Here is a 10,574-nt window from a genome sequence, read left to right on the forward strand (position 1 = left end):
GGACGGCTCAGGCGTTCCAGACGCCGGCCGCCGCCGCCTCGCGGGCGTAGTCGGCGAAGTCCCGCGGCCGCCGGCCCAGGACCTCCTCCACCCCGTTCGCCAGATGGGCGTTGCGCCCGTCGAGGATCAGCGTGAACAGGTCGGCGAAGTCCTCCGGCAGGCCGTGCTCGCGCAGCACCGCGCGATAGGCCTCGCCCGAGACCGGGACGTACGCGATCTCACGGCCCGTGGCCTTCGACAGCTCGGCGGCGACGTCGTGGAAGCTGAGGAGGCGGGGGCCGGTCAGCTCGTACGTCCGGCCGATGTGCCGGTCGTCGGTCAGCGCGGCCACCACCACGTCGGCGATGTCCCCGGCGTCGACGAAGGGCTCCACGGCGTCCGCGGTGGGCAGGGCGATCTCGCCGGCCAGGACCGGCTCCAGGAAGAAGCCCTCGTCGAAGTTCTGGTGGAACCACGCGGCGCGGACGACGGTCCAGTCGGCGCCGGAGGCCTTCAGCTCCTCCTCGGCGCGCTGGGCCGCCTCCTCGCCGCGGCCGGAGAGCAGGACCAGGCGGCGCACTCCGGAGGCCACCGCGGCCCGGGAGAAGGCACCGACCTGCTCGGCGGCCCCGGGGAAGGCGAGGTCGGGGTAGTAGGTGACGTACACCCGGTCGACTCCCTCCAGGGCAGGCCCCCAGGTGTCGGGCCGGTCCCAGTCGAAGGGCGGCTCGCCGGTGCGGGAGCCGACCCTGACGGGGCGGCCCCGGGCGGCGAGCGTCTCGGCGACGCGGCGGCCGGTCTTGCCGGTGCCGCCGATGACGAGGGTGGTCTGCGTGGTCTGCGTGTCCTGGGTCATGGGTTCAGTCAATTCCACTGCCGCGAGACGGGCCATAGCCGCAAAGCTCAGACGCATACGCGTGCGTCTCAGGAACAGGTGTTCACTTCAGGGTGTGGGCGACCAGGGCGTTGGCGTGACCGTGGCCCAGCCCGTGTTCCGTCTTGAGCCAGGAGACGAGCTCCATGTGCCGGGTGAGGGGCGAGGAGCGGATGAGGTCCTGCCAGTGGGAGACCGGGAAGCCGTACTTCTTCTCGATGGAGGGGAAGTAGGAGGCCGGTCCCTTGGGCGTCTGGGTCATGTCCGTGGTTCCTGTCCGTCCGTGGTCGGCGCGCCGTGCATCCGCTGTCAGGAGGAGAGACCACCGGGCCGCCCGGAACTCATCGCTCGGAGCCGGCAAATCTTTCGCAGACGTCCGAGGCCGCTGCGACGGCCCCCCTCAACCGGAGCGCAGGTCAAGCAATGTGATCACATGTCGGTATGACGAGGACGCTCTACCTGCTCTGTTCCGCCGCCCCGCCCGTGTTCGACGTGGCCCACGTGATCGAGGATGCCCGGGCCCGGGGCTGGGACGTGTGCCTGGGCCTGACGCCGAGCGCGGCCCACTGGCTGGCCGGGAGCCTCGACGGGCTGGCGGCCCTGACCGGCCACCCGGTGCGGTGGCAGTACAAGCTGCCCGGGGAGCCCGACGTATGGCCCGTGGCCGATGCACTGCTCGTCGCCCCGGCCACCTTCAACACCCTCAACTCCTGGGCGCTCGGCCTCACCGACCGGTTCGCGGTCGGGGTCGCCGCCGAGGCGCTCGGCAAGGGCACTCCGGTGGTGACCGTCCCCTGCCTGAACTCCGCGCTCGCCGCGCACCCGCGGTTCGACCAGTCCCTGGCCGTACTGAGCGGGGCCGGGGCGACGGTGCTGTACGGCGAGGGCGGCTTCGTCCCCGGCCCGGCCGGCCCCGACGCCCCCGACCACTTCCCGTGGCAGGCGGCGCTGGACGCCGTGGACCGGGGCCGGACCGCCTTCGCGTAGGGCCGGGAAAGGCGGCGAGCGTTAACGGCGTTAACGCCGCCGACCGTTAACGGCGTTAACGCCGTTAACGCCCGGGCACCCCTCCCGCCTGCCAAAAACTAATAAGGCAAACCAGTCCAAACCCCAGCGAACAGCCTGCCCTTCCTCTAAAAAAGTACTTGTCGACTGGTTTTCTTTGGCGCTGTCCCACTACATTGCTCCTCGTGCGAGCCTCCGCATCCCCCCACCTCCGGCTCGCCGTGCACACAGGAGACGTATACGTGGCGAGGGTCAGGCAGGAACGGGCCGAGATCACCCGTCAGGCGATCCTCGACGGCGCAGCCGCCGCCTTCGACGCCGCAGGGTTCGAAGGCACCAGCCTCAGCGACGTGGTCAGGCGCGCGGGAGTCACCAAGGGCGCCCTGTACTTCCACTTCCAGTCCAAGGAAGCCCTCGCCCGCACCCTGATGGCCGAGCAGCTCCAGGTGGGTGAGGGCGTCCCCGCCATCGCCGACCCGGGCCTCCAGACGGTCATCGACCTCACCCACCAGATGGCGTACGGACTGCGCACCAACGTCCGCATCCGCGCCGGGATCCGGCTGGTCATCGAGTTCGGCTCCTTCACCCACCCGGACCCGGTCCCGTACGACGCCTGGATCGACACCTGCGTCAGCTGCCTGGTCCCGGCCCAGCAGCGCGGCGACGTACTGCCCTCGCTCGACGTGCACGACCTCGCGACGCTCTTCGTCGGCTCGTTCACCGGCATCCAGGTCACCTCGCACGTGCGCACCGGCCGCGACGACCTGCACACCCGGCTCGTCGACCTCTGGAACCTCCTCCTCCCGGGGGTCGTGCCCGCCGACCGCATCCCCCTCTTCGACCCGGCCGGCTCGGCCGCGTGCCGGGCCGAACTCGCTCTGCCCGCCCCCGACTCCCTCGGAGTCCCGGTCGGCTGACACCGCATCCAGGGCGGCCTCGCACACGCCGTGGTGAACCACGGGGGTGCTCACTACGGCGTGTGCGAGGCCGCCCTGTCGCGTACCCGGGGTCCCTCCACCCGCATTTCGTTAGCAAGCTTCAAGCGTGGCGGTCCCCTGAACCCCCGAACGTTAGTAAAGTCCCTCTCATGACTTCGCCCTCGTCCCAGAGCGACCGAGAGAAGGTCGTCTCCAAGCTCCCCCCGTGGCTGCGCCAGGAACTGAAGATCCGCACCGCTCAACTGCGGGTGGACATCCAGGACGCCGTCCACCAGGGCATCGCCCAGTGGAGCGCGCTCGCCTCCGCCCCCGCCCCCGTCGACACCTCCGGCGCCGAGTCCTTCTCCACCTGGCTGCCCTCCGGCCAGTGGGAGTCCTTCCGCTCCGGCGCCAAGGACCGCGGGGTCTCCCTCATCCAGGGACTGGCCCAGGCCGTGCGGCTCTGGCTGGAGACGAACCCGGCCCCCACCGTGCAGCGGCCCTCCGTCGTACGCCGCATCGTCGTGTGCAACCAGAAGGGCGGCGTCGGCAAGACCGCCATCACCGCCGGCACCGCCGAGGCCCTGGCCGAGGACCCGGAAACCCTCCACCCGGTGCGCATCGCCCGCCAGCTGGCCCGCCTCACGGCCACCGGGGACGAGGGCGACGGCGGTCAGCCGGACACGGCGACCACACCCCTCGACCTGGAGGACCTCCCGGGCCTGGGCATGCGCGTCCTGCTCGTCGACTTCGACCCGCAGGGCCACCTGACCAAGCAGCTCGGCCAGCAGCCGCTGCCCATCGGCGGCGACAGCCTCACCTGCCACATGGCGGGCGAGGCCAAGGGCCCGCTCGCCGACCTGATCGTGCCCGTCCCGGGCGACCGGTTCGGCGACCGGCTGCACATCCTGCCCGCCTGCACGGACGCCTTCCTCCTCGACGTCCGCCTCTCCACCGTCCGCGCCCGCGAGGCCGCCCTCGAACGGGCCCTCTCCCCCGTCGAGTCCGACTACGACGTCATCCTCATCGACTGCCCCCCGAGCCTCGGCCTGAGCATGGACGCGGCCATCTACTACGGGCGCCGCCGCGACAACGAACAGCCCGGAGCCTCCGGCGCGCTGATCGTCGTACAGGCGGAGGACTCCTCGGCCGACGCGTACGACCTGCTCACCTCCCAGATCAATGACCTGCGCGACGACCTCAGCCTCGACATCGGCTACCTCGGGCTCGTCGTGAACCTCTACGACGGGCGGCGCGGCTACATCGCGACCTCGTCCCTCCAGGCCTGGATGGACATAAAGGATCCGCGCGTCGTCGCCATCGTTCCCGACCTCAAGGAACAGCGCGAAGCCGTCCGCGTGAAGCAGCCCCTCTTCGTCTACGCCCCCAGAGGCGACCAGGCCGTCGCCCTGCGCGCCCTCGCACGGGAGATCTCATGAGCAGCAAGGCCGACAAACTCGCCGTCTCCGCGTCCTTCGCCCGTGCCCAGCCCGTCGGCGTCAGCTCCCGCCGCGCGGCGATCGCCGAAGCCACCGCCGCCCCCACCTCCGGGATCGTCCCGCCGTCGGAAGTCCCCATCGAGGCGCTGGCCCACAACCCGTTCAACCTCCGCGAGGAGCTCACCGAGCTGGAGGAGATGGCGCAGTCCCTCACCGCCCGGGGCCAGCTCCAGCCCCTCGCGGTCGCCACCCGGATGGCCTTCATGGAGGCCCACCCGGGCCAGACCGACGGCCTCGGCCGCGCCCCGTACGTCGTCATCGACGGCAACCGGCGCCTGGCGGCGGCCCAGCTGGCGGGCCTCAAGTCGATGCACATCCACGTCAACGACTCCCTGGCCACCTCGGCGGCCGACATCCTCGAATCGGCGCTGATCGCCAACATCCACCGGGTCGACGTGGCACCCATGGACCAGGCCCGCGCCCTCCAGGAACTCGTCGACGTACACGGCTCCCAGGCCCAGGTCGCCAAGCGGCTCGGCAAGACGGCGGCCTGGGTCTCCCAGCGCCTGGCCCTCCTCCAGCTCACCCCGGACCTCCAGGACAAGGTGGAGTCGGGCGAGCTGAAGGTGGAACCGGCCCGGCGCATCGGGCGGCTGCCGCAGGAGGAACAGGAGGCAGCGGCGGAGGCCACCGTTAACGCCGTTAATCCCCCCCGACAGCGCACCCGGACCGTTAACGGCGTTAACGCCGTTAACGCCCCCGCCCCGGCACCCGCGGACCGCTCCGAAGGCACGGAAGCCGTTAACGGCGTTAACGCCGTTAACGCGACCCCACGGCTCACGATCGCGGCCGGCTCCCCGGAGGACATCGCGAACGCCCTGGCCGCCCAGCTGTCCCCTGACGACCTCAAGGCCGTCACGGAGCTCCTCCTGAGCCGGATCTAGGACGGGCACCCACCGACGGGGGCGTTAACGGCGTTAACGCCGTTAACGCCGACGCAGCGCCCCACGTGCGTTTCGTGTGCGTTCAACCGTGCGCTTCACATAGGCTGCACCCGGAGGTACCCCACCATGCACGAGGAACAAGACGGCCTCTTCGCCGCGGTCGACGCCCTGCTCGAAGAGGCAGCGGCGCAGGACGCCCTGCCGCACCCCGACGAGCGCAAGCGCCTGCGCGAGGCCGCCGGGCTCAGCCAGGACCAGATCGCCAAGGCCCTGTCCGTCCGCCGGGAGACCGTCACTTCCTGGGAGACCGGCCGCACGGCCCCCCGCCCCCCGAAGCGCGCGGCCTACATCCGCCTCCTGGACGGCCTGGCCACCCTCCACCCCATTAACGCCGTTAACGCGGACGCCCCCCCGGCACCCGGCACCCCGGCACCCATTAACGCCGTTAACGCGGACCGAGCCCCACAGACCGCCGGGACCGTTAACGGCGTTAACGCCGAGCACCGACACCTTCCGGCCGACTCAGGCACCGTTAACGCCGTTAACGCGGAGCCCACCCGGGCACCCGAGACCCAGGGCACCGTTAACGCCGTTAACGCGGAACCGAAGCCGCAGCCCCCCACCCCCCTCGGGACCGTTAACGCCGTTAACGCCGTTAACGCCCCGCCCCCCGGACGGGACTCACAGACCTCGGGGACCGGGACCGCCACAGGGACCGTTAACGGCGTTAACGCCGAACCCACCCCGGCACCCAAGAATCCGGCACCCGAGACTGCGGTACCCGGGACCCAAGGGGAGACCGCCAACGCACCGGCTGCCCGCCGCCGCCCCGCCGCCTGGAACCGTCCCGCCGCCCTGGAAGGCAACGGCCCCCTGGCCGTCCTGGACGGCCACGGCCGCGCCCACGCCTCCGGCGGCCTGGTCCTCGACCACCCCACCACCGGCCTGCCCGACCTCGTCACCTGGGCCCTGGGCCCCGGGGCCGACCTCCGCTCCCCCCGCCTGCACCGCAACGGCAAGGACGGCGACCCCCTCCTCGTCCTCACCCCCGACGCCACGGAAGCCCTCGGCCTCCCCCTCGTCCTAGAGGACCGCCGCGGCCTGCGCCTCCCCGACGACCACCCGGTCCTGCGCCAGCTCGCCAAGGCCAAGTGGCAGCTCACCCGACGCGGCTTCGGCCCCTGGCCCCGCATCTACCGCCCGGCCACCCAGGGCGGTCCCCGCCAGTGCGTCCAGCTCGCGATCCTCCCCTGGGGCGCCCTCGACCCGCGGGCCTGGGGCGAGGACACTTCCGGCCTCCCGGCTCCGGAACTCGCCGAGCTGCTCACCTGCTACGCCACCCGCGTCCTCACCCCCCGAGGATCCACCGCAGTCTCCGGCCTGGAACTGATGACGGCCCTGCGCCCGCCCACCCGCGCCGCCCGGAACCCCGCCACCAACGCCTGGGAGTCCGCACTCGTCGCCGGTTCCCTCACCCGCCCGGTCGACCCCGCTCCCCCGGAGGCCCCCGACGAACACCCGGTGGTCGCCGCCCTCTACCCGCGCGCCCACCAGCGGACCCCGGACCAGGTCCTCGACGAAGAGGCCTACGACTGGATCCGCGACCCGGAGCTCCTCACCGACGCCGAGTGCGCCCGCACCCACGCGGTCGGCATCGACGTGAACATGGCCTTCGCCGCCGCCGCGAACCGCCTCACCGTCGGCCTCGGCCCCGCCGCCCACACCAAGGCGCCCCGCTTCGACCCCAAGACCCCCGGCTGCTGGCTCGCCGACCTCTCGGGGCTCCGCCTCGACCCGCGCCTGCCCAGCCCCTTCACCCCCCACGGCAAGGCACCGACCGGTCCCGCCTGGTACGCGACCCCGACCCTCGCCTACGCCCAGGAGCTCGGCCACGAAGTCCACCCCACCGAGGCCTGGCTACGCCCGGAGAACGGCCCGTACCTCGACGCCTGGTACACCCGCCTCCGCGACGCCTACCTCGCCACGATGGCCGACCTCGGCGTGCATCCCGGACTCGACGACACCGAGTTCCTCACCGCGATGCAGACCCACAAGCAGGACGACCCCGCGCGCACCGCCGTCCTCTCCGCGATCAAGTCCACCGTCAAGGGCGGCATCGGCAAGCTCCGCGAACGCCCCCAAGGCTCCGGCTACCGCCCCGGCGAACCCTGGCCCGCCCTGGAACGCCCCACCTGGCGCCCCGACATCAGGGCCGCCGTCATCGCGACGGCCCGCGTCAACATGCACCGCAAGATGCAGAAGCTCGCCACCACGGCCGGCCTGCACCCCATCGCGGTGCTCTCCGACTGCGCGGTCTACCTTTCCGACGGTCCCAGCCCGCTCGACTTCCTCCCCCGCACCCCCGAGGGCAAGCCGCTGCCCGGAGGGTTCCGCCTCGGGGTCAGTCCCGGCATGGTCAAGCACGAGGGCACCCAACCCCTCCTGTGGGCCGTCCAGATGCTCGACGAACGACACAACCCGGCCCGCCACATCAAGGGCCACGACGCCGCGGCCGACGGGGAGTAACAACCAGCCATGTCCGAGATCAGCGACAGCCTCAGCCGCGCCGACGAACAGAACTTCACCCGCCCCGTCCCCAAATCAGCGGGCGCTCAGATGCGCTTCCTCGTCAAACAGCTCAAGTCCACCAAGGCAGTGGCGACCCTCCTCAACATCTCCCAGCGGACCGTCGAGCGCTACGTGAAGGACCAGATCAAGCAGCCCAAGCCGGCCCTCTCGGCCCGCCTCGAAGGAGAGGTCCGCCGACGCTGGCAGCCCCTGGTCCGCAAGCGGGCGCGCGACAAGGCGGCAAAATCCACCGGCCTGGTCATCGAGACGCGCGCCCGGTTCGGATTCACCGCCGCTCCGGGAACGAGCGACGACGGCCGGATGCGCCGCATCACCCAGCACCTGCCGCCGGAGTACGCGAGCCGCCTCCTCGCAGCCCAGGAAGCGGGCGCCGCCGAGTCCCAGCTCCGCGCCATCGCAGCGGAAGGCCTCCAGGAGGTCTACTTCAAGGACAGCGGCTCCCGCGCCCAAGGACTCCTGGTCGAGTTCACCGACATCGACTACGTCGACTTCGCCTTCTAACCCCACAAGGCCCTCTCCACCCCCTCTGCGCCCCGAAAAACCCCAGAGGGCCCCGGAGTGAACCCCGAAGCCCTCCAGCGCCCCTGAGACCCCCTCAGGGCCCGGTAAGGCAAACATCACTACCCCACGGCGTGCAACGTCCTCCGCCGCTTCGACTCCGCAGCCTTCTTCGCCGCGGCCAACGCGGCCCGCTTCTTCCGCTGCTCGGCCAGCTGGTCCTGGTAGGCCGCCACCGCCTCGTGATAGCTGGCGACGTACCCACGCGCATCCAGCCGCTCCTCGGCCGCCATCTCGTTGACCGCGGCCACGGCGTCCTCGAACGAGTTGTACCCGGCCAGCATCGGATTGATCTGGTAGATCCCGTTCCTGACCTTCCGCACCAGCTTCGCGAGCTCCAGGCTCCGCAGCGCGGCGTTGACGCTCGGCCGGCTCAGCTCCAGCATCCCCCCGATGCTGGCCTGGTCGATGAGGATCCGCCCTCCGGGCTCGCTCAGCGAACGCAGCTTCAGCAGTACGCGGTATGCCGCAGGCGGCAGGTCGAGGTCGGAGAGAAGCCCGTCGGCGTTGACCGCAGCGAATCGCAAGGTGCTCACTGAGCTGTCCCTTCTTCCTTGCGCTGCGCCCGGCTCACCCGACGTGCAGCGCGCTCTTTGGACCGTTCGGCCCGCAGTTCCTCGATGGCCTGCCGCATGTGGTCCAGCGACGGGAACCGCACCAGGTCAGGCAGACTCGTGTCGCTGCGAATCTGGGAGATGGTGCTGTGCTGCTCCACCTTCACGAACTCACCCGCCGTCTCCGTACCCGGGATGAACTCAGCCACCCGGTAACTGTAGGGCGGGTTGAACTGGTACACACCCCGCCGCACCTTGAAGACGATCCCATGAGACATGACGGTGTGCAGCGCCTCCGACGTCTTCGTCCGACTGACGTCAAGGATCGTAGCCATCTCCTCCTGAGTAAGCGGAATCCGCCCCCCCGCCCGCTGGCAAGCAATGAGCAGCAAGATCACCCTCAACGGCAGCGCTTCCCGGAAGTACTGCGCGATGACGAGGAAGAACTCCAGACTGTCCATCGAGAACGCATTCGGCTGGTTCTGCGTCCCGTAGAACTCCAGCGGCTTGCGCTCTCCGTCCAGCGTGAGCTTCCGGCTCGGATACCGCCGGGCGAGACTGTCCAGATCCTTCACCGGAGCCAGGGGCTGACTCCAGGCCGAAATCGCATCATCAACGGGGAGATCAGGACGCGGCGCGCGCGACGGACTCGGCCGGCGGCGCTGTGGCTCTGATGACACGAGGATGCTCTCCACTTCGTTGATCTGTAGAGAGAGTATGTCAACAAGGGTGACACTAATGTCACGCTCGTTGACGTTCGGCGTGTCATATGTCCCCCCACGAGGTACACATCTCAGCCACCCCCCTCCTCCCCTCAGGGTCCACCCCAACCCTCCCCGCCCCTGACGCAGTTCCCCGACATAACTCCGGAAGAACGTCAGCCAGCCCGACGTTTTAGCCCAAAAACCGTCAGCCGCGCTGACGTTTTGCAGCCGTTGTGTCCCCCTAGGAGGGACACAACGCCCGAGTTATGTCCCTCCTAGGGGGACATAACTTTCCCCCCACATCCCCCCTGACCTGCGCAAACGCATCTCCGTACCTTCTATAGGCCGTCCCCTGCCGCGCTGCGCGCCCGCAACGCCGTCCGAACCCCCAGCCAGAGCCCCATTCCTGACACCCCAACAGCCACCACAACGCCCCAACCCACCCCTCCACAACCGCCCACCCACTCCAATCCCTATCCACAACCCACTTTGAAGCACCCCCAACAGGCATTAACGCCGTTAACGCTCACCACCCCTCCAAGAACCACCCCAAGCCCAGAACCCCAGCATCTCCCCCACCAACCCGAGTACAACAAGGCAGCCACTTCCTGGCCCACAGGGACGGAAGCCCAGTTGTAGCCCTGCAAAGCAGGGCTGGCTGCACCGGTGCACAGCAAGACGCTCTCTTCCTTACGATCCGCAACAAACCAAAAGACACCAGCCCCCAGCGCTAGCCACGGCTCAGCAAAGCGAAGCTCCGCCGAGCGCAGCGAGGCTGCTCTCCTTGGCCAAGCGCAGCCAGGCCGTTCCCACGGCCAAGCCCAGCGAGGCCGCTTGCCTCCCTGCAGTCCGGAGCGAAGCGCAGGACTGCCTTAGCTTCGCGAAGCGAAGCGCCTCCGAGCGGAGCAAGGAGTTCTTTCAGGCGAGCGCAGCGAGGCCTTCTCCTTCCTAGGTCCGGAGCGAAGCGGAGGACCACCGCCCCGTAGGGGCGGCCTTAGCTCGGCGAAGCCG

The 10,574-nt window shown here is 70.1% G+C and carries 10 protein-coding genes; 6 read left to right on the forward strand and 4 right to left on the reverse strand.

Annotated elements, in window-relative coordinates; genetic code table 11:
* Window positions 1–7: 7 nt before the first annotated feature.
* On the reverse strand, window positions 8–835 hold the full coding sequence (locus IO30_RS0127890) for an NmrA family NAD(P)-binding protein (protein WP_031147381.1): 828 nt from the start codon (window positions 833–835) through the stop codon (window positions 8–10).
* 82 nt (window positions 836–917) lie between these two features.
* The gene (locus tag IO30_RS0127895; protein WP_031147382.1) at window positions 918–1,115 is read right to left on the reverse strand and encodes a DUF4287 domain-containing protein; all 198 of its coding nucleotides are present in this window, start codon (window positions 1,113–1,115) and stop codon (window positions 918–920) included.
* A gap of 179 nt (window positions 1,116–1,294) precedes the next feature.
* Here IO30_RS0127895 and IO30_RS0127900 point away from each other — a divergent pair, with 179 nt between their 5' ends.
* From IO30_RS0127900 to tpg, 6 genes are all read left to right on the forward strand, one after another.
* The gene (locus IO30_RS0127900) at window positions 1,295–1,840 is read left to right on the forward strand and encodes a flavoprotein (RefSeq protein ID WP_031147384.1); all 546 of its coding nucleotides are present in this window, start codon (window positions 1,295–1,297) and stop codon (window positions 1,838–1,840) included.
* 260 nt (window positions 1,841–2,100) lie between these two features.
* The gene (locus IO30_RS0127905; RefSeq protein WP_031156132.1) at window positions 2,101–2,775 is read left to right on the forward strand and encodes a ScbR family autoregulator-binding transcription factor; all 675 of its coding nucleotides are present in this window, start codon (window positions 2,101–2,103) and stop codon (window positions 2,773–2,775) included.
* Window positions 2,776–2,945: 170 nt separating this feature from the next.
* Window positions 2,946–4,214, forward strand: a complete 1,269-nt coding sequence (locus IO30_RS0127910; protein ID WP_031147387.1) for a ParA family protein — start codon at window positions 2,946–2,948, stop codon at window positions 4,212–4,214.
* Window positions 4,211–5,158, forward strand: a complete 948-nt coding sequence (locus tag IO30_RS0127915; protein WP_031147389.1) for a ParB/RepB/Spo0J family partition protein — start codon at window positions 4,211–4,213, stop codon at window positions 5,156–5,158. The genes IO30_RS0127910 and IO30_RS0127915 overlap by 4 nt, the downstream gene beginning before the upstream one ends.
* A 126-nt stretch (window positions 5,159–5,284) precedes the next feature.
* Window positions 5,285–7,684, forward strand: a complete 2,400-nt coding sequence (gene tap, locus IO30_RS0127920; RefSeq protein ID WP_031147391.1) for a telomere-associated protein Tap — start codon at window positions 5,285–5,287, stop codon at window positions 7,682–7,684.
* A gap of 9 nt (window positions 7,685–7,693) precedes the next feature.
* Window positions 7,694–8,248, forward strand: coding sequence for a telomere-protecting terminal protein Tpg (gene tpg, locus IO30_RS0127925; protein WP_031147393.1), 555 nt, complete (start codon window positions 7,694–7,696; stop codon window positions 8,246–8,248).
* A 119-nt stretch (window positions 8,249–8,367) separates the two neighbouring features.
* Here the strand turns inward: tpg and IO30_RS0127930 are convergent, their stop codons facing one another.
* Window positions 8,368–8,841 (reverse strand): helix-turn-helix domain-containing protein, encoded by a 474-nt coding sequence (locus IO30_RS0127930; RefSeq protein WP_031147395.1) that lies wholly within the window; start codon window positions 8,839–8,841, stop codon window positions 8,368–8,370.
* Window positions 8,838–9,554, reverse strand: a complete 717-nt coding sequence (locus IO30_RS0127935; RefSeq protein WP_031147397.1) for a hypothetical protein — start codon at window positions 9,552–9,554, stop codon at window positions 8,838–8,840. The genes IO30_RS0127930 and IO30_RS0127935 overlap by 4 nt, the downstream gene beginning before the upstream one ends.
* Window positions 9,555–10,574 lie beyond the last annotated feature (1,020 nt).

The sequence above is a fragment of the Streptomyces xanthophaeus genome (assembly GCF_000725805.1).
GTDB classification, from domain to species: Bacteria; Actinomycetota; Actinomycetes; order Streptomycetales; family Streptomycetaceae; genus Streptomyces; species Streptomyces xanthophaeus.

Excerpts from the sequence above, each read along its gene's own strand:
- IO30_RS0127890 (WP_031147381.1), bottom strand. The coding sequence starts at position 835 with ATGACCCAGGACACGCAGACCACGCAGACCACCCTCGTCATCGGCGGC.
- IO30_RS0127895 (WP_031147382.1), bottom strand. The coding sequence starts at position 1,115 with ATGACCCAGACGCCCAAGGGACCGGCCTCCTACTTCCCCTCCATCGAG.
- IO30_RS0127900 (WP_031147384.1), top strand. The coding sequence starts at position 1,295 with ATGACGAGGACGCTCTACCTGCTCTGTTCCGCCGCCCCGCCCGTGTTC.
- IO30_RS0127910 (WP_031147387.1), top strand. The coding sequence starts at position 2,946 with ATGACTTCGCCCTCGTCCCAGAGCGACCGAGAGAAGGTCGTCTCCAAG.
- IO30_RS0127915 (WP_031147389.1), top strand. The coding sequence starts at position 4,211 with ATGAGCAGCAAGGCCGACAAACTCGCCGTCTCCGCGTCCTTCGCCCGT.
- tap (WP_031147391.1), top strand. The coding sequence starts at position 5,285 with ATGCACGAGGAACAAGACGGCCTCTTCGCCGCGGTCGACGCCCTGCTC.
- tpg (WP_031147393.1), top strand. The coding sequence starts at position 7,694 with ATGTCCGAGATCAGCGACAGCCTCAGCCGCGCCGACGAACAGAACTTC.